Below are 26,843 nucleotides of genomic sequence, written 5' to 3' on the forward strand. Positions count from 1 at the left end.
TATTGCCGTTTGAACCATCGTTTGAACCATCGTTGTAATTGCCAGCTACCCTTACCCTTTCTTCATCACCTCGTCAGCTTAGTGGTACTCCCGAGGGGCTTGGCCTACTGAGAGCGCTAGAAAACTGCCATTGAGTTGGCACTAAGGTCATAATAGATAAAGTTTGTGAAGGAGATGACATACGGCAGTTGGTGCTGAATCTAGGCGTAATTCTGGTGATCCCTCCGAGAGTTAACCGCTTGAGGCCGTGGGAGTATGATCGGGAGGTGTACAAGACGCAGAATAAGGCGGAGTGCTTATTTCGTCGATTAAAAGGAATCCGTAGAACCTCCATCGCTTTGTTAAATTGGATTTGACTTTTATATTCTTTCGTAGCTTTTCACATATTGCAGGCAGATTTATTAGTGTAGACAGGCCCTAGTTAAAGCCGTGCAAAATATAAAGACGTCAGAAAAATGTCTTGGTGAAGCTTCTGTATACCCAGAACACTGGATATTATATGTAGGCAGTATTCATCATCTTCCAGATTATAAGATTTAATATACCGTTTATAGTTAGCTCTAATAATCCCCTTACACAAACCCCCTGACAATAACTCTTTCACACTGATCACACCTAATTTGAAACCTGGCCCGTTGAAGACAGGCCACATTTGGTTTCAATATAAGATTTTGGCCTCACTAGAGATCAAGAAGCCAGTAGCATTTCTAGCACTCAAAGCTCCGATAAAAAAGCCTTTTATCAAGTAGTCGAGATAAACTTACGCACTTCCTCAAGAAATTCTTTTGAAGCTGGTTCACGCCCCAATAACAAATGCCCATCACTATCTAGACCAACAAATCTAGCATTTGGAATGCTTGATGCGATATCGCATGCTGTTTTTACCGGAATCCGTTGATCTCCTAAAGAATGAATAACCAATGTAGGAACGGTGACTTTACTGAGTTGCTCACGAACATCTATGCTGCTAAACACAGAAAGAAAGCGAACTGCATTTTCAGGAGAAGTTGTTAGGCGTTGAAATTCATTGAACCAAGCCAACTCACTAGTGTTAGCCCTTGGCATAAATGTTGAGGAGAATATCTGTCGGTATGCGGGGTTATCTTGCCCCCAGCCGGCTTTAGTTAGAGTCATTACCGCTTCTCTCTCTTTTATCACAGACTCCGTAGCCCCAATCCGCCAGCCCGCTGCGTAGCCACCAAACAAAATAAGTTGCTTTACCTTTTCCGGGTGTCTAACTGCATATTCGATAGAGACAGCCGCTCCTTGAGAAATACCAAGTAGCGTAAAGTTATCAACGTCGCAGGCATCAATAACAGTTTCAAGATCGGTTACGAATGATTCAAAAGAGATATTGTCAACATCCCAGTCGGAAAGACCATTTCCACGTTCATCATAGCGTATAAACCGATGGTCAATAGATAGTTCCCGGAACAAAGGGCTCCAAATTGGAGAGTCCCAATCATACTCCAAATGACTCAACCAATTAGCGGCCTTTACGATTGGTGGGCCATCACCAATCGTTGCGTACGCGATGCGGGCGCCATCCGAGGCAGTACAAAATTCAATTTTCTGTTCGCTAAGAAGTTTTCTTTCGAGAAGTTGTTCATTGGTGTGAACATAACAGGTCTCTACCTCAGCTGGCTTATACGGTGACCAAGCAATTCCAGCCTTTCTAAACCTTTCCACCAATTGTGGTCTAGTACTCGCCATTTCCCGTGTAAGCCCCAGCCTATCCATCTTTTTCAGTAGCTGAGTCGCCGCGAGGGGGTTGTAAGGCTCAAGACTTTCCCAGCAGCGCGCCCACCTCAATTGGTCAGGAGGTGAGATATCTGGGTGAGCTGAGAGGCGGGATAGTATTTTGCCACGCAAAAGCCCTACCTCCTCCCGCTCAGCAAACAACCACTGCTGGAATAACTCTTGATCAGGCAAATCTATCCCTTCAAGAAATGGCTCCTGCAGGTCAGAATTGATAGTCTTGAGGTCATCTGCTGATAACTCAGATTCTTCGAGCCTAGACATAATTGACTTAATATCAATTTCAATGTCATCTGTCTTTAGGCTCACCCTCTCTCGATCCGCAATCAATCGTTCTGTCTCGGAGTGATTGACAATGGGGCGAATTTTACTTAATGACCACCTGAGGGATGCTCTAGGGTCATCAGGTAACTCCCAAAATATTTCACACAAACGATCACGACGATGCGGCCGGGCGGCCAAAACCAAGAACGCAAGAAGTGCACGTGTCCTTTTAGATCGGGGAAGACTAACTCGCTCTCCATCATGATAAACAGTCAGTTCTCCAAGCATTTGGATTGTAATACTCATAACCGAAATACTTACCCTTAAATACAGTAATGCTCTTAACCAAATGAATGAAGAAGATCTTGAGAAAAATCAATCAGACTCGTTTACAACTCTAATTACACTAACCAAAAATGACTATCGCAGTTCATCGGGCAGGAAAAATACCTATAATTTTCTCATTATCTGGATTACCTGCAAATAGACAAAAACATAGATGTTATGCAATGTATATTGAAGGACGAGGTATAATTTCAGCTACCAACCCACTAGAGTTGAGCCCATCTGGGAGGGAAGTTTAGCACCTGCCTCGTTAACATGGTATTAACCGAAGAGATCAATATTTGACCAACCTTTAGGTCTAGCACAGACCACATCAGGATTCCTACTGAAGGGTGATGGAAAACCAGTAACCTACTTTCCATAATGGCCCCTCATAATTTGATGAAGGACCAATTAGGTAGGTTACTTCTACAACTCAACTAGCAAATAGACTCCTCTTGACATAGTTCAAAGTTTTCAGAGTGCGTTGAACCCTGCCGTAGATCAACCATACGTGCGATAAACCAAATAAAAGGTTCTACTTGGCCATTTAATACACAGCTTCCAGTGGAAATACTACGGAGTAACCCCTGCACATTCGAAGAGTGCATTGCAGAAATCGCCTCCTTATCTTTAAGCACCAGTGAACATGAAGGCAAGCCAGAGATGTTGTGATCACTCAGTGTGGCATGTCCGTCGTAACATAAAATTCTGACTGGCTCCGATGGTTCAGAGACATGTACGGCCAGGGTCAGATTTGGAGTTGGGCCAGAATGACTCACCATAAATTGTTTAAGATAGACTGAGAAAGTCGCTGCCCAGTCTTCCACTACAGACTGCGCCCAGCGTAAGTCCATAGGTTCTTTTTCCGTCTGCACCAACAGAGCATCTACTTCCCGCTCTGCCTCGATAAGCGCTTGAACGGTCTTATCGACATCCTCTTTCGTATGAGCCGCCGAGCAGATCAGCCTGAGGCGGCCACGCCCTGGTTCTACAATAGGATAAGTCACTGCCGATGTTTGAACACCGCGTTTGTATAGTTCCTGCACAATAGCAAACAGTTTATCTTTGTCGCCAAAATGCGGCGTGACAATAGGGCCATCTCCCGTGCCCAAATCATAGCCCGCCTCTTCAAACTTCTGGCGCATGTAGCGGGTGGTATCCCAAAGCCGCTCTCTCAATTGGTCGTCAGATCTCAAGCGGCGTAGTGCGGTGAGTGCTGCAGCAATATCGGCAGGGCTGACCGAAGCCTGGAAAATGTAGGCTCTGGATGATGATCGCAACAGATCGATATATTCCTGCTTCGCCGCCACAACACCTCCAAGGCTCCCAAGCGCCTTACTCAGGGTTGTCATAATGAAATCAACCTGATCCGTAACCCCCTGAGCGGCACAAATGCCACCGCCACCTTCGCCATAAAATCCGAACGAATGAGCTTCATCCACCAAAACGAGTGCATTATATTTCTTGGCCGTACGCACAATTTTAGCAACCGGTGCGGCGCCCTCCCCCATGCTGTAAACGCCTTCGAGAACCACAAGAACAGTACGGTAAGGAGACACTTCTGATTCGAGTACCGCTTCAAGGTCTGCGGCATTATTGTGTTGGAATGTTCTGATCGTGGCCCCACAAAGGCGGGCACCATCAACGATCGATGCGTGGCATAGCTGGTCGATAACGACCACATCATCTTTGCCTAGAAGCCCGGCAACCGCTCCGACATTTGCGGTATACCCGGTCGGGAAAAGGCAGGCACTGGGCTTTCCTACCAATTCAGCAAATTCCGTTTCGAACGCCAGGTGAAGATCCGTTAAACCTGACGCAGCGGCTGAGGTTCCCATACCAGTACCAAAATGCTTCGCAGCAGCAATGGATTCCTCAATCACCTGCTGATCCCGATTCAAGCCAAGATATAAATTGGTCGTCCAGATAATGGCTTCCTGCTCTTCATCGTTATACACATCGCTAACCGTACCCCGAGTCGCACTGCCGGTACGCAACACTTTGCTGTAAGGGTTTCTGCGCTGGTCGTTAACCATGTGCATCACCTCCTGCACCAACTTACTCTTATCCATCGCAGACCAGGAAGGCGCTTTTGCGGCCTGGAATGTTGGGTGGCTGGACTGAATATGTGATTGGAAGTCGGCGAGAGAATCTGTTGCTACGGAGTGCGCTTTTTTTCTATGTCCCCTGCCAATACCACTACTCATCAAGTCAATAATATGACTCGCCAGAGCTTCAGGAGTGGCGTACTCGTTAACTGCCTGTGGAGGTAATGTAAGCCCAACATTGTTCGTCAAGCGACGCGCAAACTCCAATGTTGTTAGTGAATCGAGGCCCAGCCCCGTAAACGAGTGTTCTGGCGATACCTGTTCGGCATCGCCGATATTAAGTAGAGCGGCTACTTCCCCCTGAATAATCGACAGTACCGTAGCTTCCTGCTCATGCCTTGAACCCATCAAACGCTGCATCAGGTTGTTGGTGGAACCACTGCTGTTATCGTGTCCTTGTTCCCCATGGCTACTCTTTTCCAACTCTATAAGCTGCTTTCGGTCGAGCTTGTCATTCGGTAAAAGTGGTAATTCCTCTAGATGTCTTACGATTTGAGGAACCATATATTTTGGCAGTCGCTCTGCCAAAAACTCTTTAATTGAAGTGTCTGTTGCTCTTTCATCCCGGCTCACAACAAAGACGGCGAGCATTTTCTGACCGATACCGCCCTCTACTGCCGCAGCTGCCGCTGCATCAATACCTGGCATAAACTCGAGTGTCGACTCGATCTCTTCAAGCTCTATCCGGTATCCTCTCACCTTCACCTGCTGATCGACCCGACCAAGAAATTCGATTTCTCCGTTCTCTGCCCACTGGCACAAATCCCCGGTTTTATATAAGCGTGAATCAGGGATTAAATCGGTAGGTTCCAGCTCAATAAAACGTTCTTTGGTTTTTTCCTCATCGTATAAGTACCCCCGTGCAAGCTTACTCCCTGCCAGATACAACTCTCCCGCGACGCCAGGAGAAAGCGGCTGCATTTTGTCATCCAAAATATAAGCGCGGGAATTAGGTACGGACTTTCCGATTGTGACTATTTTTGAGCTAGGTGACACTTTAGCAATTGTGGAATACACCGTATCTTCTGTGGGTCCATAGGCATTGAAGACCTTTAATCCGGGAGCCATAGCCTGTACTTGCTCAACCAGTGATCGCTTCAGCGCCTCACCACCAAAAACGAGACAACGTAGCCCCTCAGGTAATTTTTCTGTCGCCAGCAATGTCTGCATTGCCGAGGGCACGGTTACGCAGGTTCTCACTTGATTTGTTAAAGATAGCTTTGTCAGCTCAAGAATATTCTTTCCCAGTATTACCGTGCCCCCAAGCGACAGGGTGCCAAAAATTTCCATAACCGAAGTATCAAAACAAACTGAAGCTCCAGCATAAACACCCTTGAGCTCCTCCTCATTTAACAATTCGCCCATCGACTGGCACATAGCGACAATATTTTTGTGCTCGACAGCCACACCTTTTGGCCGCCCGGTTGAGCCGGATGTGTAGATAACATAAGCCAAATCATTTTCGGACGGCTCTGCGCAGCGGATTGCCTTGGCACCCACTCTATCGATCCGTACCAACTCACGCACTCCCTCGCATAATTTTGCTGAAGTATCCCCATCCACAATGGCTGCCACCGCACCCGAATGTTCCAGCATATATCGAACCCGATCCCGCGGATATGCCGGATCTAAAGGCACATAGGCGCAACCTGCTCTCATCACACCAATTAAGGCAGCGACAAGTTCCCAGGAACGATTCATGCACACTCCGACCAAAGAGCCTGGTATTACACCACGAGCTTCAAGCTCACCCGCAATGACATTGGACCGGGTAAGTAATTGATTGAAATCGATTGTCGTATTGCCATCAACAATTGCCTTGCGACTGGGGTGATGGTGCATTTGCCGTTCGATCAAATGCCAAACTGTCTCTCCCGATGATGGAAGGTTTGAGCATAGGGTTACATCACATTGAGACTTTATCTGGGGGCTATCAACAGAACTATTCACTAAATAATACCTTTTATTTTTATTCAAAGATCTAGATTTACTTATTATTTTAATCAGAAATCTTTTAAGCCTGGTTACAAACTCCTTACTTAACAGAATTGTAAAATAAATGGCTTAGGCCAGATAGCGGGCGTAAACCGTTTATGGAGATTTCTCTCGATCTATACTTTAGCGATGTGGCGAGAATCACTCACTCCCGTTATGCAGAAGAGACGCCTTCGTCGACTTTGAGACAATACCACCGATCGTAGTGGAGCCGAATATTTTGGCCTCGACCTTCTTCAGGTTCAATGCTGCATCTAGATAATTTATTCCCCCCCCCCCCCGCTAACCGAGTCGCAGGCAATCTTCAGCCTAGCCCCATCATGGTGTAGCACGCTAGCCTAACCCCACTGTTGATCGCAGATAATATCGATACTGTCAAAGAACTGCCCAAGCACTAGCAACTACTCTTCCCCAACCTAGTCCACGATATTATCTCCGCAAGGAATTGCGCAGAGTGTGACACATCCGCAATATCAATAACCCCAAGAGAAGCCGGACAGAAAAACACATCGTATTCCGCATCGTAAAGCTGGCAGAGCAGCACTCAATCCAACAGATATCAGAACCTCAGCCAGTGAAACCATAAGCGGCAAAGCTCATTGCTGTAAAAGTTGGCAATTACCCCGCGATACAGCGAGGGAATAGAGAGAGTAAAACAGGAAGAGTTGATGATTATATCATCTGAGTTAAAAATATTATTCAGACTGCATCAACATTCATTTTTTTCACATTATCCATCCAATTCGGGCATTTAATAAGCCCACTGATAAAATCTACAACTGAACAAATAGAAATATAGGAAAGGTGAATAAATTGTTGAATGGGCGACAAGCCTTTCATTCAGTGCGTCATTGATTAATAGAGTCCTTTTCAAGAAGAACTACGTAATAACTAAAGATCTGCGAAGTGTACAGATAAGGAGTTTCTTGATACTTTTGGTGAAAATTGAAAGTGAATTTGTCCAGCGTAAAAGCTAGAGGCCACCCGTTAGGTGACCACTCTCATTTCAAACCAATAATTGGCTAAGCATTGTACCATGGGGGGACGATCCACTGCCCAAAGTGCCAGTTATGAGGTACAAGCCCCCCGTAAGCCTGCCCCAATCGGTCGGGCTTGTTATTGGTAGGGTTCATTGCCCACCCCTCAGCCAGAGTAACTTTCACACCATTGATTGTACACATCGCTATAAACTCTCTAAATCCCTGCAAACTTTGAATAATCACTTCACGGCGAGCAGGAGTAAATGCAATAAGAGGCAAATCGACGTCGTTTACAAATGGGCGTGCGGCTTCGTCACTATGCCAGAGTACATTTCTTCTCGGGAATGGCCCCCAATGACCTCCCCCAGCTCTTGGAGTGTAGGCATTAGAGATTAAAGAGTTGACTGTCTGGCTTACTTCATAAATACGGTTAGTGATATTACCAAGTTTTGTACCCTGCCCTTGAGTTGTAAAATTTCTTTCTAGATGGTTTTCGATATGATGACGCTGCGACCAAGCTTGCACGGTACCAAGAACACGACGGTCATCTCTGTATCTATCATATTTTTTGGCACCCTGCTTAAATGGCCAAATAGCAAATAGATCATAGTCTCCCGTAATGGCATTAAGTGGATGTTCATTCCGAAACTGTCGATGTTCCACAGGATTGGTCATTGCCAGCAGCGGTTCGTACATATCTTTGTATTTGGTGTCATATTGAACAACAATATTTCCACGTTCCTGGATAAACCCCGACTGCCTACTCTTTTCCTTATCAACATAAACACCCCACATATCCCCTAAACATGTGTTAACTTTGATAAGTGAGTAATGGAAAGTAATACCGCTAGGATGACTGGCTACCCCTTCATAGCGATCATCCGTTTTTCTTCTAACATTAATTTTCCCATTGCGGATGAGCCAATCAACCCTGTCTTGATGTAAACGAAGAGGCGTTGTTGAGGCAGTCCAGCCCGCAGCGGATTGTGTGTCGGTGAAAGCCTCATGATGTTGATCTCGGTTATATCCTGCCTTTCCCATACCGTGTTTATTTAATCGGGGGTCGCGCAAAACAAAACCGGCCATAGGTCCCCAGTCACAAGACTTACCATGAATTCTAAAGCCTTTGGTGTCATATCCTTGCTCAAGCAACTGGGTACAGGTTGGCCCTGTTGCACGCACAATGATGACGCAACGATGCGATGCTGCAGTAACTTTAAAAGCCTCTGCATGAGTAGCTGGGCAGCCTATAAGATTTTCACGCAATATAGCATTGTTAAATATAAGTTCCATACGTCAGCTTCCTGCCTGTAGGCTACTAGTGATATATTTTGAATTGAAAAAATTGAGTCAAAAAATAGGAATGTTCATACTCAGCATTAGTGCTTAGCACATTTATACCACAGTATAAAATCCCAATCGCCAACAAGTTGCCACTGAATCGCGTCATCATACCTTTACTGGATTTTCAAAAATCTCTCGGGTTACCCACAAACTTACCAACTGTAAATGTCAGAGAGAAACAGGCAAAGCTCATCAAGACTTTACCGATCCTACCCCCCCGGAAATGTCGACTATTAGGCTGAAATATTTTGCAACCTTACTTCTCCAGTTTGGGTGCTATCCACTACCAGTCGCACACTGAAGACACAAGCATCTTATCGACCACCAAGAAGGATTGCTTTAGATTTTCATCCACTCTTTTTAGAATTTAGCCATTACTTCAGTTTTTTCGACTATTTAACCCTTCGCGCTTTGAAAAAGGACAAAAGAGCACTCAATATCATGAGTGCCTGTTTGATAAGGAGGGAGTGATAGCCCAGAGTGGTAAAGGTTCCGGCAGATCACTTTCTAGTCTGAGAGCACGTCTAGAGACAGTGTAATCTACTGTTGACCAACCCTACCCCTCCATTTTGACCACAAGCAACGGAGTCGGTAACGCCCCTAGGAAGACCTTCGTCAATATCAACGGGGGCGCAAAAAAAATAATTCACCAAACCCTATTTGTGTAAGCTTTAACCTCCCAACTATCCCTGAACTGAATCCACCCAGACATATAAGCATGCCGATAATATGCAGTAAAGAAGTCGAAGAAATCATCCCTCGTTGCAAATCGATATTCACCATAATTAGGATCAAAGAAAAGTGCACCAATATCTGAATTCACCCTGTCATCGGCTACCCAGGCAGCAACGGCATGTCCAGCCCGCGCTCCTGAAAAAGAAATATATGCATAAGCGTCCTTCAAGCGACGCAATGCATTCACCAAGCTTACATTAATCGGAGGAATGGCTCTAGGCGGCGGGACCGGCTGTCCAGGCCGTATAACGACCATATTATTAACCGCCTCATCAATGGAGCTGTTACACCAACGCATCTCCTTATGTAATCCATGGTTTATAAGCCAATTTTCAATATTTATGCACTGACGCCCATTTCCATGAGTCCACGTATGAAAATCTCTCCCCACCTTAATCAGCTCACCAACATTTAAGGATCGATAAGTACGCACTGAAAATGAACCCAACCGATGAATTCTGGGTGTCAGCCCTAATTTTGCCGGCAGACTTTCGTCATCTTTTGCATTTGTCTTTATCCAGTGAGCGGCTAATGCCGCACAAATCCCAAATGCACCAAACCTAAAGTAGAAAATATAGGTACGAGGCGATGACTGTGAAAATCCCCAGGTTTTCACACCATTATTCTGCCTGGCAATTCTATTAACACCCATGTCGCTCTTACTCCCTGCTTCAAATCACTTATTATTCAGAAACTCTAATGCTGCAATTACATACAAACTAAGAAAACTTAGCCTTAATCAATCATGTATAAAGCCATGTACAGACTTTACCCAAAATCTCAAATAGCCACTTTCAATTTCAGGCATTTATTTTTAACTTTTCAATAAGTTGAGCAGCAAGTAAGCACTATCGTACAAGGAAAAGATTCCACAGGAAGCAAATACCAAGCTATGAATCACCCTCTATAAAGTCCTCGAACATCGGTAAAAGAAAGCACTTTAGTTACCCTGGTGTCTGAGCCAGATTAGAAAATGAAGAAGGTGAGACCGTAAGCCAATGAATTGTTATGTCCGTTGAGTTTTACAAAAGAGGAGGGCTAATCACCATGAGCTCCTCCGTAGCTCATTCACTGCTTGGGCGTAAACTCGATGATTTGATAGATATCCCTTGGGGGGGGTACTGGCAGGCTTTTTCTATTACTGAAATTCGTTACGAAAAGTAGGGATCAGTTCCTTCAAACCACAAGAAAAAGAGCGGCTCAAGTACAAGGTAGTTACTATCTTTAGAAACAAAAAAGGCTCATTTCCTTTGAAATAAGCCTTTGAAGCTTAATTAATCATCTATTTTCTAGAGGCTGTTGTAGTACTGAATCACACCAACCGTTTTTCCGCTGGCAAAGGCTGACTGAACCTGATCTGAACTCATACCAATTGTTAGATCTGCATCGTTCACATTAAGATCAAGATACAAGCTTCCCGCCTGGGAGTAGGCATCGTCCCATTCAGTAATCGCATCATTAAGATCATTGATCACCGCTGTGTAGTTAGCCCCCTCTTCATCTGCAATGGCTGTCCGAATATCACTAACAGCCGCTGTCACATCATTTTCAAGAGTTTGCCACTCTTGCAATACAGCCTGCAGATTTTCTTCAACTTGCTGAGTCTCGTCTGCTAGCTGCCCAAAGCTTTGCGATAACATCTGAAGAGTAGAGACATCTGCAGTAACCAGATCCATTTCTGCTTGTTTATCCTGGATACTCTTTTGGTCTGCAACAATTTTAGCGGCATCCAAAGCAATAAAGGTGGTTGCTACCGCAGCGACTGGCCCCATAACAAACCAAGTCAGTAGACCTTCTGGGAAAGCCACAATAGAGGCTACGGTTCCCAGGGAGATGGCTGTAGCATCTGCGATACCAAGCGCTACTATGCTAGCGGTTAGGGATTTGATATCTGCCTGTAGATTTTTGATGTCGTTCTTTAAATCAGCAATTTTTTGCTCATCAGCCTGTGCATCCTGAACAGACTTATCGGCAATTGACTGCAATTGCGACGCCATATCGGGCAGTTTATCTTGGAACCCCTGAATAGCCTGAATTGCTCCGCTAATAAAGGTCGAAACCAGACCCAATTGAGACGTTATCGAGTTCAGATCATTTTTCAGGATATTAAGAGCTGAAGTATTACTGGGGTCGCTCTCGAGTGTATTCGCCTGGGTTAAGGCATCCTGCAATAGCTCGCTGATAATCCCGTTGTAGCTCTGTACTTCACCGGGTACATCCAAGAGCCTGGCCAGTACATTATTCACCCAATCAAGTGCATCTGAATTGGCCTGAGTATAGGCCGCGACAAAGTCGCTCCAATCCGGCGGATTTTGATTTAAGGTAGGCAAGCTTGAGGATAAAACGCTGGTCACCAGAGTGTTTATCGCAACAACATTTTGCTTATAAGTATTCTGGGTATCGCGTATGGACTGAGCACTACGATTAAAAGCTTTAGCCAGTGAAAGTTTCACCACCACTGGACTAGAACCTTTTTCCGCCGCCAAATCTACGTCATCACTTACCTGTGACATATTTATTTCTCTCTTAATGATTATTTAAGATGAAACCTGAGACCTCCAAGAAAAAAACCTTGACTTAGGCGCCACCCAATATAGCAAGGTTTTCTGGACATCAATATGCCACCACTTATAATGAATCGAAAATATAAAATTATTTATATTCATATCGCTAATAAAGAGCACGGCGCCAAGCAAGTTAATTTTAAAATAATCAACCAACTCGACAAAAAGAATAGATTCGCCTAAGGCAAGCTTTAAGGGTCCCCCCCCTTATTCGATCCGATATAATCATGACTATTCACAGAATTAAGCTAATCTAATCAATATTCTCGTCACACCAACAGAAGCAGGAACCAAGAGCTATTATAACTCTGGCTGTATTTCATAAATCGTCAGAAGTTTAAAGCTTGATTAAACCGTTCCTAAATTTATATAAAGCTCTTTCCTCATCGTAACTGAGACGTCGACGTGAAACGGCTAAGCAACAAAGTACATTCAGCAGTGGCAACAAAAAAGTATATATAGAAATACCACCCAAACTGACCCAAAGAGAAACAATCAGCCCGCAGAACAACCCAGGAATAAGACGATACTTCACTGTCACCGGCCTTCCCATAAATTTCACTAAAATCCCTGCAACAAAACCAGGAATAACGTAAACGTACAAGGGAATAATCCCTTGCGCAAAAGATAGCGCGATCAAGGCCCCTAGGGTGCCCAACAGAACGGCAAATAGTGAAAGCAACAGGCTTTGCTCTTTTAACAAGCGGCTGATCAGTGCGTGACTCGGACTGACCTCCAGATTACTTTTTGGGCTTTTATAGTTTTCATTCATTTTTATTGATGCATCACTGTTAAAAAATCAGGCTAGATTATAAAGGACATTGTCGCTTTGACATACAGATAAGCTTTTATTTTACCAACAGCCTTAATACTGGCTTTAATCTTGGGCCGGATACGGTGCCCATATATCTAGCACCATATATCCAGGGCCTTATATTGGCGGAATAAAAACCTGCGCCTATACAACCAATTAACCAAATACCCCTATAAACATACGACCTTGTGGCAATTTACTATCATTACTACCGTGCCATATAGAAAGGATTGCACTCCCGCCAATAGTGAATATTGAGCCTACTCCCGCATCCAGGAGGCATAGATGCCAATGGCCAATGATCGCCACAACACACTCACTGACTCTTTAAAGCGCGCCCGGTTTGACTGGCTACCGGCCTATTCCACACAGCCGCTTGAGTTATTGCGCCTCTTTCGTGAGACCTTAGCGCTACAAAAGCCGATCCTGTCTCGCTCTTGGAGGCAACTGGAAGGGCAGGCGCGCTTGTGTATGGGATTGGGCTATGCAGAGTATCGCAACCTCCAGAGCCAACTGGAAAGTTCAGCCCATATTAACAAGCTACATCACCGTATGGGTTCAGAGTTCCTTTTTGTGCTTCGAAGTATTGCTATTAGTGATGACCGGGATCAGTGGGCTAAAAATCTTAAGGACAGGCTTCGCAACAAAAACCCCGCTGAACGCTTGAACAAACTACTCGCAAAGGCGGAAGAACTGACCGGGAATAAACTCTCTGAACAAACGCTCACACGTTTGCACAAAAAAATCACCGGGCTGGAAGAAAGACTAAACCCACAGGAATCAATGGTTGGCTTAGCCAATGGCGAGACAAAAAACATCGACCTGTTGAAGCCTTTCCTCCCTGAAAACGAGGCCTCAATGGCCATCAGGGTAAACAGCACAGCGGATGCCGTCATTATGTGTCTGTGCCGAGGAATGCAGGCCCTGGCACAGGCTCAATTCAATATTGCCCTAAATACAGACATCTCCGCTACCGAATTTTCCAAGCAGAGCATTTCCACGATTAAGGCAATTACAGAGAACTTTGCCAATCAACTCACAATGGGACAAAAACGTATTTATAGCGCCCTGCTTTTAAATGAACCCAAAAGAATTACCCAGGCATGCCTGATATTTGCCGGCGATATTGAAAGACAGCTCCCCCAATTTGTGGGAGCCCAAGCTGTCATACACAATGCCATCGAAGAATTATTGCAACGCGGCAGTGGTGGCTTGGCGGAAAAGCTTGGAGATCTCGCAGTTGATGCGCACTTTCTCACCCGAACCGCCATCGCAAGCCATGCCGCCTGTTATCGGCTTGCCATCGGTTGCGAAGATTTTAATACCGATAAAGATATAAAAGCCCTCCTGAAAAATATTCCCTCTATGGCTTTCTCTACTCCCCTACCTAATGGCAAAAATGTAGAGCTATCGAAGCTTAAGAACAGCTCGGAGGGTGAGTTTGTTGAAATCAGAGGCTTTGTAGAAGAGGTCAGTTCACCTGCCCAGGAAGGCGGCATGCTGCTCAGCCATCTAGTATTGAGGGACCCATCTAGTAAGGCCTTAGCAAATGCCGTGGTGCGCTTTGCCCACCTACCCCATGCCGGCGTCTGTCAGGGAGCTTTTTGCAGGCTCAGTGGCACCTACCGGCAACACTCAAGCCTGTTTGATGGCAAAGCCGCCGTTGAAGTCGACACTCTGGCCCTGGCCGAGATCGCTGAATCCAGTTTTGAGGTCAGTTTCTTGAGGCTCTCCAGCCGCTGGTTCCACCCCTGGCGCAGTAATTCCAACCTCTACTGGTCTCTCGGTGCCCACAAAGCCGAAGAGGACACCGAAGCCACCCTGGGTGCCGCTGAATTGCTCTTTACGCCCCTTATTCGTCAGTAGGAGTGCGACTATGCCACCAGATGATGGATGCATGACGGAGCTGGACAGAGTCCACGACCAGATTGCAGAACTAGAAGTATTGCTGGCAATGGCACAGCTGGCAAAAGCGGAATGGCACGCCGCCAAAGAAGCCGTGCGCGCAGAGTGCCTTGAAACGGCGATACCCAACCTGCCCAATTTGCATCAAAAGGATGAATTCGACTTTCCCATAGAGCCTATGGACCACGCGGTAGCCGAATGTATAGAAACCCATCCAGATGTATTCGAGGCCTGGGACCTGTTCGAACAGATAGCCCTGGAGCTCGAAATCGAACTGGAAGTGGCCCACGCACTACTCGATGAATACAAAGCCTGCTCTCACGCGCTTATTTAAGGGGCATCGGCTGGCAAATGACTAGCATGCGGTTTATCGCCAACCTGCGCCGACAAACTCTAGAGGCCTTTGCCGATCACAGGATTAACGCCGCAGGCTACCTCCTATCTGCCCACCGAATTACCACCCCCAATCTACAAATGGCGGCAGAAGTTCGCCGCAGAGAGCTACCTCTCTTTGCCGATAACGGAACCAAGCAACTGATCGACGCCGTTATTTCTCAATTCTCCCAAGAAGCCCGCCAAGTCACTCAGCGGGTAAAAGTCCTGCGACGTCAGCTGGGACAGCTACCTCGCGGCCGTCAAGTCCCAAAAGATTTACGCATACTAGCGGATACACTGGCAGAGAGAGTGCTAGCCATTTGTAGTGGGCACTCCAATACCATCGATACGGAAACATTGTTGCAACGCCAGCTGTTAATGCACCCCACTCACCTGATCGCTCAGGAAGATTTCGCCACAACTTGCCTGGTGGCTCTAGATCTGGAGCGTGAAATTACCGGCTGGCGACCAGAGCGTATCGCCGCGCGCAATCGCCAGAGCCTGAGGCTATGGGAGAAGGTTGCTGAACACCCTCTATGCCAGGAGTTAAATGTTTATGCGGTGCTAAGCGCCATGGACTACAACACTGCCCGAGATGCTGGCCAACTAGCGGCAGAAGCCGGGGCGGATTCCGCAGCCATAGGCTTGGCCGGCATTTGTGGAGATTTGAATGCAACCGATTTCTATGTACTCGGTCGAGCCTCATTCAAGCTGGCCCGGCCGGTCCCCCGCCGCTATGTGCGCTTGTCGCAAGTATTAAAAGGCATCGCAGATGGCTACCGGGATGGCAATCGACCTTTGGCGAGGTTCCACTGCCTGGGTCTCGGCGCTCCATCACTGCTGCCCATTGCCGCAGCTGCCCTGCCGGCAGATACCCAGATTACTGCCGATGCCACCAGCCCAATTCATGCCGCTGCCAAAGACCGCGTGCTCTATGATCCAAAGAATTTTGGCGACCGGGCAAGCACCAGGGAAATTGTTGAGCGAATAGTAAAGGGGGGCAACTGGCCCTTCCTCAGCCCATTTACCCAATCTTTCAAGCAACGTTTTGGACACGACACCGAAGCCGCCCGAGACTGGTGGAAAGCCAATGGACAGCCACCTATTAGCAGGGAAACCTTACAAAAGCCCAGCAATCTCACCGCGGCACTACCCCTATTCTGCGAAGCAGATCCTCTCATTCGCCCTATCGCTCGGGATACCTGGATCGCACACAATCACTGGGTTCTGGGTGAATTAACCGAAGGTTGCAGCGGCACGCAGAGACGAGAACTTGCCCACAGCATTATCAATCACTGGCTGGAGGGACCTTCAACAACAACCAGCCGGGGCTTGAAAGCCGCCAAAAGAATCCTGTTAATGTAAACCGATCAATAAAGGAACCAAGTGGAGTTACTCAGCCCACTTTATGGTGAGTGCAGTAACTACACCCCAAATCCAATTAAAAAATACAACAAAAATTGGGGTAAGCACCCCCAGCTCAAGCCCCGCCATACCTTTACCAGCCATCACAGGAAAAACAACAAAAAGCTGGAACGCCGTGGGGAGTAGGCTCAGGATGCTTCCTTTTAACAACAGCTTTGATGGTAAGAAAGGAAGAATAAAAAACAGACCCCAAATGCCACCCCATACCACTCTGGGATATAGCCATTCAGCAGATAAAGTAGGGGTGATAGAGACCCCCAGAGATGGGGTTATTCCAAAATCCCCAAACAGCCAGACCACAAGGCTATTTGCCACAGCACCCAAGCAGCCGGCCGCAAAGAAAATTAGTAGTTTTTTCATTTTTTGCCCCAGAACCTGTAGAAGCCTAAACCTTAAACGCTGATTTTAAAGTAGCAAACTTAAATCCGCGCCAAGATTTCACGCCTGAATAAATTAGAGCCCCCCAAGCCAATCTCCTTATCAACAGACCAACACCAATACTACAAATTTTAACGGCAGCAAAAAGTAGCAACCATTCAACGCCCCTTATTCGTGCCCTTCTGCACAGCCCTTAAAAGACTACAAAACCCACCAACCTGTAATAGACCATCTACTCCCTAAGCAAATAGCAAACTTATTTTTAATACCATACCGTACCAATTAACAAACACTAAAATTCATTGTTAAGACATAAAAAATAAACAATCAGACCCAAAAGAAACCTGAGTAACAATATATTTTAAAAGTGAGAACCAAGGGACCCAACTGATCGAATCGGCAACCTTCAGCGAGAGAAAATACCTATCGTTTAATCCAAGAAATTCCTGTAATACACAAGTGGTACATTTATGGTGTTTAACACCAGAAATCAAAATCAATATAGGAACAAGTACTGATGAAAGTACCAGTAGTAGGAATGCTGTACCCGATTTTTTTAGGATTGGCGATACATTCAGCCAGTGTCAATGCGCAGTCTTTTGATAAGAGCGCCTATCAAGATAGGCAATTGCAATATATTGAAGAGGGCGTTTCTTCCACTAATGATACCGCTGTCGTCTTACAGGCATACACCGGCGATGAGCTCAATTGGGAGGCGCTGAATAAGAATTTGGATGTCCTGCGCAATGGCGGCAAGAAAAATTCAGACTTCACCCTTACCAGGCTCATCCGTATCCTGTTTTTCCGCCCAGAAATCAAAGATGAACTTTTTGCTGCCCTGGACGGATACCACTTCTGGTTTAAGGAGGGCGGCACTGGGGATCACGTCTTCGCCTCTGAAAACCATATGATCATGTACACTTCTGCCCAGTATCTTCTACAGGAAAAGTACGGTGCATTTGAAGACGACAGAACTTACAAGCGCTTAAAGCGCTACCTGGAAGTAAAAAACCAGTATGGTTTCTATGAGTTTTACTCCCCGGTCTATTACCCCTACACCCTATCTGCGCTACTTAACCTCGTCGATTTTTCTGAAGATGCAGAAATTCGCGAGCTGGCCACGGGCGCTGCGCAACGCTTGCTGCAGGACATACTGCTGGTCACCAACGACCAGGGCATCCTTTTCTCAGCCGCAGGCCGCAGTAATGATGGCTACCGCAGGAACGGTTCCGGCGGCAACATCAACCGCATCATCTACCTGCTAACGGGTCTCGGTAAGGAATCGGTGAGAACACCGAGTCCCGCAGGTGTAATGCTGGCCACTTCAGGCTTGGAAATTACCGATGACATCTTCAAGTATTTCGGTAAAGACCTGAATATGAATTACTCGGTAGGTCACTCTCTCGGCGATGCCAAAAACGATATTTATGCTGACTTCCCCCGCGAAGAGCGCGTGCCCTTCTATTGGAGTCAGGGAGCTTATTTCCACCCGGATGTAGCTGCCGATACTGCTTGGTTCGTCAGTAGATATCAGCTTGAAGGCTATGAAGGACTGAAAGCCTTCGACCAATTCCTGGGGCTTTCAGAAGCTGCCGCCCCTGCTGCCGCCAAGGCTGGAGCGGTATTCAGCCGCAGCTCTGTACTCTCTGGCGCTAACTTTTCCATGTATAAGGATGGCGGTGTGATGATGCACTCCATTCAGAATTACTGGGGTGGTCGCCAGGGCTATCAGCAAACGCCCTGGATCGCCACTACCGGCACCCAATCGGTCTGGGCGAAGGTTGGCGATGGCAACAGCACCATGCAGAACGATCACCATCCCAAGATTAAGCAGGTGAATAATGTTGCCGTAATCCAATACAACCCCTATCCGGCAATTGAACTGTTCCATTCCGGCGGCTCTAACGTGGCGCTACAATGGCCCGAAGGTTTCGAGGAGGAAAAGCGCAGCGGTAACTGGAAATTCGGCAAGGAAGACGACGGCTATATCGCCGTGCGCTATCCCTGCGGCAACGGCGATTCCAATACCGTTAGCTGCGACTGGAACGAACAAACCTGGGTAGTGATTATGGGTAGCGAGGAGCGCTATGGCAGCTTTGAAGCCTTTAGTCAAAAGGTGCTCAATGAGGTCAGCTACGATGCCGACTGGGAATGGCACGGCTCCTTCTGGAAAGGCACTCTGAAATATGTATACGACTCAGACGTAAAGTTTGATGGAACCGATATCAGCTTAACCTGGTAAGGGCGCCTTTCTTTAATTTAGGAGAGGGTTCATACCCTCTCCATATTCTAAACAGCCCCATTCTCTTGCCCTTAAAAGACATGGATACCGGTTACAAGCGTACAGAGATGCAATCACAGCGTATAACGAGCAAAGGTTTTCTTGGTGTCCATCCGTTAGATAAAATTTATTCAGCCCCATCCAGCCGATACCAATACTCGGCAAGATAACCCCGCGCATCCTCGTGCAAAATCTGCCGAACCACCTCAGGCTCGGCATTTTTACAGCGCCACTCAAACACCGTTGCCCGCCCGGTGACCGCAGCGGGGATCGCCTCCGCTGTAGGGTTGCTTTCACAGTAAGTCACCATCGCCTCACTGGGCTCTCGTGAAATATCCGCCTTCTCCGTACAGGGCAAGTTGGCACCCACAAAACAGGCATAGACCGCCCCATCCATACAGCGCCAGAAGGTACCCCCGGCAACCCAGTCCTCCGGGGCATCCTCGGCAATACTCGCCGCCTTGCGAATACCCGATAAAACCATCTGCGGTTTTGCCGGGCCGATATAGGGCTCCTGTGGTTGATCCGCATTTTTTACCGCACGGCAGTAGCGCACAGGATCATTAAATGCGCCCAGATATTGCTCCTTATCCTGCTCGGCGTTCACCAAACTCGCGCTGGAAAGAATTGAGAGCGCAAGACTATTAACAATGTATGTCATTTTCCAGAACATTCTTTAACCTGCTTACAGATAAAGAGTCAAAACACAAAACCACAAATTTATACGCGATTACAGACAATAAAGAGCCAAATAAAATAGGTTGCTTAAAGGACATGCGATAAAAGGAGAACACAAAGCAGTCAATAGTGCACTTATCTCTGCGAACTTGCCCACAAAGTAGCTAACTAATTACTCACTTCAAAAACACTTGATTGCCCACAAAAGTGTTAAACGCACCCTTGACGTCAACCGACAGCTAAATCACCATCTCCTCAACCTATTAGGCCAACTCAACCACAACAAGAAACTCATTCACTTAATGCATCAAGTATTACTCTAGTGGATAGCATTAAATGCAAAAACAGCATTCTATGGTAAGTTTCATTCTGACAGATAATCTGCCTCAACCGCATAACCGCACATAATTTGTTCGAACACATGGAATTAATTAACACCGAAGGGAAAACCCAAATAGGGGAAGCAAGCTGGGTCTCAGATGCCCTGCAAAAGGCAAACACCCTATGGCACAAGGCCTGCCCTCAAGTTGAGGGAAAGGTATTTAGTGATGTACAGGATTCCAATGGGTTCCAGTATGTAGACCTGGTGATGGAGGGTGGCGGCATGCTGGGGATTGCCCTGGTAGGCTACACCTACATCCTGGAGTTAGCCGGCATTCGCTTTCGCAAGATTGCGGGCACATCGGCCGGTGCTATCAACGCCTTGTTTTTAGCTGCCGCTGGTACCCCGGGCTCGCGCAAGAGTGAGAAACTTCTCGAGATTATGGCCAAGGCGGACTTTGCCAGTTTCGAAGATGGGGAGCTTTTTGCTCGCAGGACCGTACAGCGCCTGCTTAATGGTCGAGGATTTTTTAGTAATCTGGCCCTACACCCTTTCGACTCCTTGCGCACCCTGCGGCAGCTGCTGCGGGACAAGGGCCTGAATCCTGGAGATACCTTCACCTACTGGCTGCAAGACGAGTTGCGCCAGCTGGGTATCACTGATACCGCGCAGTTATACCAACGCATCAACCAGTTCCCCACATTGTTTTACCAAGGCAATCCCGATCCCGAGGTTGGCATTGCAGAGGTAGCCCTGGTCGCCGCAGATATTACTACGGAGACCCGCGCGGTATTCCCAGCCAAAGCTCCGCTCTATTTCAGTGACCCAAATACGGTGAACCCGGCCGAATATGTGCGCGCATCAATGTCGGTGCCCGGCTTCTTCAAACCCTATACGGTAAAAAATATTCCCCAGTTAGAGCAGTGCCAATCTATTGAGGAGAACTGGCGCAACATAAAGGGTATCGGCAATCCCAGACGCTTCTTCAAGCACGGCTTTCCCCAGGAGGTGGAGTTTGTCGATGGTGGCCTGGTATCCAATTTTCCTTTCGATATTTTTCACGACCCCTATGGCACACCCAAACTGCCCACTTTGGGGGTCAAACTGGAGGTAGATCACTACCAACCCAAATCCAATACCATGGGGCGCTTTGCCATGGGCTTGGTCAATACTTGCCGCAATATGCTCGATAACCATGTACGCGCAAGCCTGAATGCTGAGTACCATGCCTTGGTCAAGGAAATCGCCATTGATCCAATGGCGAATGGCCGCCTCCCTCACTGGTTGGATTTCTCTATGCCAGGGGAGCATTGCGAACATCTATTTGTATCCGGGGCCAAATCCGCTATCGAGTTTTTAAGTAAAGGTTTTCTTTGGGAAGATTATTTGGTGCTGCGCCAGCCAGAGGCAATCTACTGCAGCGAGCAGATTGCCTAAAAGAAACTGGGCCGCAGAAGCGGCCCGGTTTGCGAAGGTTTGGAAATGATATTAGAAAGAGCGGCGGCGGTAACTGCGGTAGTTGGCATGCCAGAAATTGCGCTTTAGGGACTTCTCCAGCTGCTCATGGCTCACTTTGGGGGCAACCCCATCAAGCTGCGCCTGGGCAGCCACAGCCCTGGCAATATCTATACTCACCTCTCGAATATTATCCAAGTGCGGCAGAAGTGCACCCTTGCCTTCCTTCACTACAGGCGCTTGCTCTGCCAGAGCGTTGGAGGCGGCCATCAGCATACCATCCGTCACGCGGGTGGCGTTGGCAGCAATCACTCCAAGGCCAATGCCGGGGAAAATATAAACATTGTTGCACTGAGCCACCGGGTGAGTGCGCCCATCGATTTCCACCGCAGCAAATGGACTGCCGGTGGCCACCAGTGCCTCCCCTTTGGTCCAGGTGTAAATCTCTGTAGGTGTCGCTTCCGCGCGGGAAGTGGGATTTGACAGCGGCATGACCAGCGGGCGTTCATGGCCCTTTTGCAAGGCCTCAATCACCTGTTGATTAAATAACCCACCTTGACCGGAAACCCCGATAAGAATGCTGGGTTTTATCTGGCCAATCAGGCTTTCCAAGTCTGATTCGGCAACGCCCTCGAAGATATTCGGGGGCTGTGCCAGGGCCGCCTGGAAATCGTGCAGGCCCTTCATATCCGAGGTTACCAAGCCATAGCGATCGAACATAAAAATACGTGAGCGAGCATCCGCATCGCTGAGCCCCGCCTGCGCCATGGCAGACACCACTTGCTCGGCAATACCACAACCGGCGGAACCCGCACCGACAATCACAACCCGTTGGGCAGTGAGAGGCTCCTGCCAGGTTTTACACGCGGCGAGAATAGTCCCCAACGTAACGGAGGCTGTGCCCTGAATATCGTCATTGAAACAGCAGAGCTGATCCCGGTAGCGCTGCAATAGAGGCATGGCATTGGTCTGGGCAAAATCCTCAAACTGCACCAACACCTTGGGCCAGCGACGCTTCACCGCTTCAATAAACTGCTCTAAAAACTCATCGTACTCCTGCTGGGAAACACGCTCGTGTCGCCAGCCCATGTACATAGGATCACTGAGGAGAGTACGGTTGTTGGTGCCCACATCCAGGGTTACGGGAAGCGTATAAGCCGGGCTGATACCACCACAGGCGGTGTACAGAGACAGTTTGCCGATGGGAATTCCCATGCCACCTATGCCCTGATCACCGAGACCGAGGATACGCTCGCCATCCGTAACCACAATAACCTTGACGTTTTCTTTGGTGGCACTGCGCAACATATCATCCATGTACTCACGGTCTGGATAGGGGATAAACAGTCCGCGGTGGGTGCGATAAATATTGGAAAATTCCTCACAGGCTGCGCCGACTGTGGGGGTATAGATGATCGGCAGCATTTCATCGATATGGTGCTCGATCAGATAAAAGAACAGGGTTTCGTTATCATCTTGAATGCCCCGCAAAAAGATGTGCTTATCCAGGTCAGTCTTACAGTGCTGGTACTGGTAATAAGCTCGCCGGGCCTGCTCCTCAATGGTCTCAACATTGTTAGGCAAGAGACCCGCCAAGTTGAACTCCAGCCGCTCTTCCAAGGTGAATGCACTGCCTTTGTTCAATAGTGGCATTTCCAGCAAGGAAGGGCCGGCATGTGGAATATACAGGGGGCGCTTTTCGTTGTTGCTCATAAACCTGCTTTTAATTAGCGATGATGGACAAGATATATTGCGCAAATAGCTTTCAGTCTGACCAAAACAAGCAAAGAGAGTCAGAAATTTGCACAGACCTACCGGTCTCTTGCCAGTCTAAGGGGTTTAAAGACTACTTAGTGTCCCGAATTATAACAAGGCCTACCCTCTTCCCTTGAGAGCCTGAAAAAATAACTTTCAATCATGCTAGCTGGATTTTCACAGTGGTTCTTAATGGAGAATTTTTAGACAGCTCTGCTTTCCCTCTTTTAGAGGATTAACAGAACAGATGGTGAAACAGAGTAGATAATAGCCAACTGAACCAACCTCTAAGCCCCGTAATTCCAGGGTGGTTTTATAAATTACTGTGGGAAAGCTAAAAAAATGTGAGCGGGAGTAAAAGCCAGCCCTACGTTATAGCGACGGGAACATCGCACCGTATTGGCGACAGACGGGGCGTCATCATCCAGGGAATACTAAGCAAGTCAGTGGAATCCGTATTGTTCACCGTGTCTATTATGACGCCGGAAATTGTCCATTGTGACCATGCGGTCTATTGGAACATTTACCCACCCAGGCATCTGGAAGCGCCGCCCGATGTTGAATATTTTTTAAGCGTTTTTGATGGTCCGCTTTTTAGCCACCTCTCTGCCAACTGGACAATTGACCTTATGAAAAGCCAGAGAGGCGGCTAATGGCCCTTTAGCCAATAGGCCATTAAAGGCCCCTTAAGAGTTATTTGATAGAGATGGCGACTCTTATCTCATTCGGGCCCACATAATGTTCAAAGTCTGTGATGTAAGCACGTTGGTGAGGGCACTCTGGTGAGGAGAAGTAATTCCATACTTCACTCCATAAATTGATAACCGCCTGTGGCATTTCCCCCTGAGCTGAAAACACTAGGTACTTACCAGACTCCACATGTATCGACTTAAAGTCCTCAGACATATCTGTTGAAAGCAGATCCGAACAGGCGTAGACATCAAACATCCCGCTATGGTCTGACTCGTAATTGGTGTATACCCCATAAACCTGAGGGGTTCCTCTAAACTTGGGCGCCGCCTCAGCACTAAACTTCTCCCACAAAGGGGCTATTTGCGCTGTAGAAGCATCCGCCTCATTCTCATTCTTAGTCCTTGTGCAAAGCCCCACCAAATCAAAGCCTGAAATCTGTTCAACGACCATAGCAGCCCCGTTATTTCCTCATTATTGATTGACTTAAAATCTATCTACTATTAAGCAGTGTTTGATAGCAACTGACCATTGCTCAACCTGAAACCAAGAATAGTCCGTTCCTACTCAGGAGATCGTTGCTTTGAGCCTCAAAATGAAGAAAAATTCCTTAGGAACCCCGTTTTGCTCTAATCTGTATTTTCTGGAGCATAGTGCTTGAGAAACTGTATGGCTTCCTCACGTTGGTCTAAAGAGAAGCACCGGATATCCATATTTCTAAAAATCTTATCTTCAACCCTTACGATTTTCTGCAACCATCGTTTATCCGTCAAAATAGCAGCTGCAGAAATATTGGAGACACCTACGTCAGCTAGGTACTTGAATTTCTCTATTATTGCCGAGAACTCAAACCCCTCAAAGGATTCTATTACTTCATATATAGTGATATTTTCGTATTGTTTGCCCAGCTGCTTAGCCATCTCTAAAGCTTTCGACACATCGCTTTCCGTGATACTGCCGGAGACTCTAAGAGCAAGAGTATTAACTATATCTACATCCAAAACTTTTAACATCACAACCTCACAAAAAATTCGGTCAGAAATAAAAAGCTAATTTAAAAACTTCCGCACATGCATTCTTAGCTAGCACAGGCTACAAGATCCAGACACAAATTCAACATACTGTCCGGCTTAGGGGTAAACCTAGCCCATCTCAATGTCTTCTCTGTAAATATTCTGAGCACGTCAAATATCAGTTTTAAAGTACGATTACACACTACACTTCGAGCACCTTGGCTATAATCGCTCCAGACATAAATCTAATCAACCTAATCCAAAGGAAAGACCGCCAAACATCCTGTAAATTATTATTAGGCAAGCCTTACAAAACGATGAGAACTCAGCATCATATAAAAACTGTGGCACTACTCAATTATTATTTTCATCCTAGCTTTCCCTCAACCACTTCCCTAGCCAACCTGGACAACAACATCCTGGATTATGAAATCAACAACAACCCGATATATGCGGGGGGGGCTGATTTCATGATCCAAGCCTGATCGGATAGAAAACTACAGCTACCAGATCAAGCCTGAACCACAACAGATTATTTCATCGACTAGTCTCGATGGAAAATTTCCAATGTTTTTAAAGAAAGAACAATTAAATCTGCACTAGACTCCAAATCGACGTTCTTAATAACAGTCACTGCACGTTGGTGATCCGGGCACAGCATAAGAACGCTAGTACTACCTATGCTAAGACCTGTATGATATAACAAATTGGGGTGTTTCCTGAGGATGAGTCTTATATCCTCAAATTCTTCCGAGTCATATCCAGCCAAAAAATCCTGTGAACCAAGAAACCAGCCAATACCGATATTTGTTTCCGTTCCATCTGAAAGCTTAGACTGAGTAAATAACGCTTGGATGGATTCATCCTGCAGATAACCAGGCTTCAGATGAGAAAGCGCAAATTTCACTACATCTTTTGGTGTAGATAATATTCCACCTCCAGCATACTTATAGCTACTATTCACCTCTGGAGAATTTATAAGCTCACCTGTAAAAAAAGAATAGGCGCCCTGCCTTCTTGAGATAATTGGCGCCGCATCATCAAAGGTAGTTCTCTTCAGCCCTAGAGGCTCAAAAACTTCAGTACTAACTATCTCCTTAAAGGTTTTTCCTTTTGCTGACTCCATTGCCGCACTTAGAAGAGTCCAACCGTAAGTAGAATAGCTCTGATCCGATCCAGGAATAAAAAGCAAAGGATCATTTTTAAAAATATTCAACGCTTCTAACGTGTTGTTGTATTGCTCATTCGAGAGAAATTCATGCGGAATAATATAGTCGCGAATTCCAGAGGTATGATTGGTTAACTGACGCAAACTTATCGATGGATGGGTGTCAGGCCATTCTGGCACCAACAACCTAACATCTGTATCTAGATTAATAACTCCCTGCTCCACCAAGCGCATTAGTGCTGCAGCAGTCATGACCTTGGAGATGCTCCCAATACGGAGTTTTGTTTTTTGCTCATAGGGACTTTAGACTCAAGATCTGAGTAACCAAATCCTCTAGCCCACTGAATACCATCAATATCTCCAACAGCCACACTGATGCCAGGAACCCTATCTGAAGAAACTGCCTGCTTAAACAAAACCTCCGCCTCCTGGGGAACTGTAGTTGCACTTAATGACTTCAAAGGCAACCATAGAGCCCAAAAACCTATTAATAGTATAGTTTTATACAT

General features: G+C 46.7%; 18 protein-coding genes. 5 read left to right on the forward strand and 13 right to left on the reverse strand.

Annotated elements, in window-relative coordinates:
* Positions 1 to 741: 741 nt before the first annotated feature.
* From ACJJID_RS09095 to ACJJID_RS09120, 6 genes are all read right to left on the reverse strand, one after another.
* Complete coding sequence (locus ACJJID_RS09095) at positions 742 to 2,328, reverse strand: alpha/beta fold hydrolase (RefSeq protein ID WP_444922444.1); 1,587 nt, start codon at positions 2,326 to 2,328, stop codon at positions 742 to 744.
* 458 nt (positions 2,329 to 2,786) lie between these two features.
* A complete protein-coding gene (locus tag ACJJID_RS09100) occupies positions 2,787 to 6,434 on the reverse strand; it encodes an amino acid adenylation domain-containing protein (RefSeq protein ID WP_444922445.1) in 3,648 nt (1,215 codons plus the stop codon).
* Between the two features lie 1,040 nt (positions 6,435 to 7,474).
* A complete protein-coding gene (locus tag ACJJID_RS09105; RefSeq protein ID WP_444922446.1) occupies positions 7,475 to 8,725 on the reverse strand; it encodes an anthrax toxin-like adenylyl cyclase domain-containing protein in 1,251 nt (416 codons plus the stop codon).
* 697 nt (positions 8,726 to 9,422) lie between these two features.
* Positions 9,423 to 10,163, reverse strand: coding sequence for a YopT-type cysteine protease domain-containing protein (locus ACJJID_RS09110; protein ID WP_444922447.1), 741 nt, complete (start codon positions 10,161 to 10,163; stop codon positions 9,423 to 9,425).
* A gap of 637 nt (positions 10,164 to 10,800) precedes the next feature.
* Positions 10,801 to 12,024 carry an enterotoxin (HBL) gene (locus tag ACJJID_RS09115; protein ID WP_444922448.1) on the reverse strand — a complete coding sequence of 408 codons (1,224 nt, stop codon included), beginning with the start codon at positions 12,022 to 12,024 and terminating at the stop codon, positions 10,801 to 10,803.
* A 388-nt stretch (positions 12,025 to 12,412) separates the two neighbouring features.
* Entirely contained in the window at positions 12,413 to 12,847 is a 435-nt protein-coding gene (locus ACJJID_RS09120) for a hypothetical protein (protein WP_444922449.1), read from the reverse strand.
* 327 nt (positions 12,848 to 13,174) lie between these two features.
* On the opposite strand from ACJJID_RS09120, the gene ACJJID_RS09125 reads away from it, so the two are divergent.
* Genes ACJJID_RS09125 through ACJJID_RS09135 form a run of 3 tightly spaced genes read left to right on the forward strand, consistent with a single transcriptional unit; the run spans position 13,175 to position 16,534 of the window.
* A complete protein-coding gene (locus tag ACJJID_RS09125) occupies positions 13,175 to 14,755 on the forward strand; it encodes a hypothetical protein (RefSeq protein ID WP_444922450.1) in 1,581 nt (526 codons plus the stop codon).
* 10 nt (positions 14,756 to 14,765) lie between these two features.
* Complete coding sequence (locus tag ACJJID_RS09130) at positions 14,766 to 15,128, forward strand: hypothetical protein (protein ID WP_444922451.1); 363 nt, start codon at positions 14,766 to 14,768, stop codon at positions 15,126 to 15,128.
* Between the two features lie 17 nt (positions 15,129 to 15,145).
* Positions 15,146 to 16,534 carry a hypothetical protein gene (locus ACJJID_RS09135; protein WP_444922452.1) on the forward strand — a complete coding sequence of 463 codons (1,389 nt, stop codon included), beginning with the start codon at positions 15,146 to 15,148 and terminating at the stop codon, positions 16,532 to 16,534.
* Between the two features lie 27 nt (positions 16,535 to 16,561).
* Here ACJJID_RS09135 and ACJJID_RS09140 read toward each other — a convergent pair whose 3' ends face one another.
* A complete protein-coding gene (locus ACJJID_RS09140; protein WP_444922453.1) occupies positions 16,562 to 16,954 on the reverse strand; it encodes a hypothetical protein in 393 nt (130 codons plus the stop codon).
* A 535-nt stretch (positions 16,955 to 17,489) separates the two neighbouring features.
* On the opposite strand from ACJJID_RS09140, the gene ACJJID_RS09145 reads away from it, so the two are divergent.
* On the forward strand, positions 17,490 to 19,214 hold the full coding sequence (locus ACJJID_RS09145; protein ID WP_444922454.1) for a hypothetical protein: 1,725 nt from the start codon (positions 17,490 to 17,492) through the stop codon (positions 19,212 to 19,214).
* Between the two features lie 166 nt (positions 19,215 to 19,380).
* On the opposite strand, the gene ACJJID_RS09150 is transcribed toward ACJJID_RS09145, so the two are convergent.
* Entirely contained in the window at positions 19,381 to 19,914 is a 534-nt protein-coding gene (locus ACJJID_RS09150; protein WP_444922455.1) for a hypothetical protein, read from the reverse strand.
* A 438-nt stretch (positions 19,915 to 20,352) separates the two neighbouring features.
* Here ACJJID_RS09150 and ACJJID_RS09155 point away from each other — a divergent pair, with 438 nt between their 5' ends.
* Positions 20,353 to 21,690: a patatin-like phospholipase family protein gene (locus ACJJID_RS09155; protein ID WP_444922456.1), complete on the forward strand. Its 1,338-nt coding sequence runs from the start codon at positions 20,353 to 20,355 to the stop codon at positions 21,688 to 21,690.
* 51 nt (positions 21,691 to 21,741) lie between these two features.
* Here ACJJID_RS09155 and ACJJID_RS09160 read toward each other — a convergent pair whose 3' ends face one another.
* From ACJJID_RS09160 to ACJJID_RS09180, 5 genes are all read right to left on the reverse strand, one after another.
* On the reverse strand, positions 21,742 to 23,421 hold the full coding sequence (locus tag ACJJID_RS09160) for an NAD-dependent malic enzyme (protein WP_152453895.1): 1,680 nt from the start codon (positions 23,419 to 23,421) through the stop codon (positions 21,742 to 21,744).
* A gap of 735 nt (positions 23,422 to 24,156) precedes the next feature.
* Positions 24,157 to 24,606 (reverse strand): GyrI-like domain-containing protein, encoded by a 450-nt coding sequence (locus ACJJID_RS09165; protein WP_444922457.1) that lies wholly within the window; start codon positions 24,604 to 24,606, stop codon positions 24,157 to 24,159.
* A gap of 176 nt (positions 24,607 to 24,782) precedes the next feature.
* Entirely contained in the window at positions 24,783 to 25,166 is a 384-nt protein-coding gene (locus tag ACJJID_RS09170; RefSeq protein ID WP_444922458.1) for an STAS/SEC14 domain-containing protein, read from the reverse strand.
* Positions 25,167 to 25,710: 544 nt separating this feature from the next.
* Entirely contained in the window at positions 25,711 to 26,586 is an 876-nt protein-coding gene (locus tag ACJJID_RS09175) for a serine hydrolase domain-containing protein (RefSeq protein ID WP_444922459.1), read from the reverse strand.
* Complete coding sequence (locus ACJJID_RS09180; protein ID WP_444922460.1) at positions 26,583 to 26,843, reverse strand: hypothetical protein; 261 nt, start codon at positions 26,841 to 26,843, stop codon at positions 26,583 to 26,585. The genes ACJJID_RS09175 and ACJJID_RS09180 overlap by 4 nt, the downstream gene beginning before the upstream one ends.

The sequence above is a fragment of the Microbulbifer sp. CnH-101-G genome, from assembly GCF_052466775.1.

Bases quoted from the DNA above. Each gene is read 5' to 3' on its own strand.
- ACJJID_RS09095 (WP_444922444.1), bottom strand. From the start codon at position 2,328: ATGAGTATTACAATCCAAATGCTTGGAGAACTGACTGTTTATCATGAT.
- ACJJID_RS09105 (WP_444922446.1), bottom strand. From the start codon at position 8,725: ATGGAACTTATATTTAACAATGCTATATTGCGTGAAAATCTTATAGGC.
- ACJJID_RS09110 (WP_444922447.1), bottom strand. From the start codon at position 10,163: ATGGGTGTTAATAGAATTGCCAGGCAGAATAATGGTGTGAAAACCTGG.
- ACJJID_RS09115 (WP_444922448.1), bottom strand. From the start codon at position 12,024: ATGTCACAGGTAAGTGATGACGTAGATTTGGCGGCGGAAAAAGGTTCT.
- ACJJID_RS09120 (WP_444922449.1), bottom strand. From the start codon at position 12,847: ATGAATGAAAACTATAAAAGCCCAAAAAGTAATCTGGAGGTCAGTCCG.
- ACJJID_RS09125 (WP_444922450.1), top strand. From the start codon at position 13,175: ATGCCAATGGCCAATGATCGCCACAACACACTCACTGACTCTTTAAAG.
- ACJJID_RS09130 (WP_444922451.1), top strand. From the start codon at position 14,766: ATGCCACCAGATGATGGATGCATGACGGAGCTGGACAGAGTCCACGAC.
- ACJJID_RS09135 (WP_444922452.1), top strand. From the start codon at position 15,146: ATGACTAGCATGCGGTTTATCGCCAACCTGCGCCGACAAACTCTAGAG.
- ACJJID_RS09140 (WP_444922453.1), bottom strand. From the start codon at position 16,954: ATGAAAAAACTACTAATTTTCTTTGCGGCCGGCTGCTTGGGTGCTGTG.
- ACJJID_RS09145 (WP_444922454.1), top strand. From the start codon at position 17,490: ATGAAAGTACCAGTAGTAGGAATGCTGTACCCGATTTTTTTAGGATTG.
- ACJJID_RS09150 (WP_444922455.1), bottom strand. From the start codon at position 19,914: ATGACATACATTGTTAATAGTCTTGCGCTCTCAATTCTTTCCAGCGCG.
- ACJJID_RS09155 (WP_444922456.1), top strand. From the start codon at position 20,353: ATGGAATTAATTAACACCGAAGGGAAAACCCAAATAGGGGAAGCAAGC.
- ACJJID_RS09160 (WP_152453895.1), bottom strand. From the start codon at position 23,421: ATGAGCAACAACGAAAAGCGCCCCCTGTATATTCCACATGCCGGCCCT.
- ACJJID_RS09165 (WP_444922457.1), bottom strand. From the start codon at position 24,606: ATGGTCGTTGAACAGATTTCAGGCTTTGATTTGGTGGGGCTTTGCACA.
- ACJJID_RS09170 (WP_444922458.1), bottom strand. From the start codon at position 25,166: ATGTTAAAAGTTTTGGATGTAGATATAGTTAATACTCTTGCTCTTAGA.
- ACJJID_RS09175 (WP_444922459.1), bottom strand. From the start codon at position 26,586: ATGACTGCTGCAGCACTAATGCGCTTGGTGGAGCAGGGAGTTATTAAT.
- ACJJID_RS09180 (WP_444922460.1), bottom strand. From the start codon at position 26,843: ATGTATAAAACTATACTATTAATAGGTTTTTGGGCTCTATGGTTGCCT.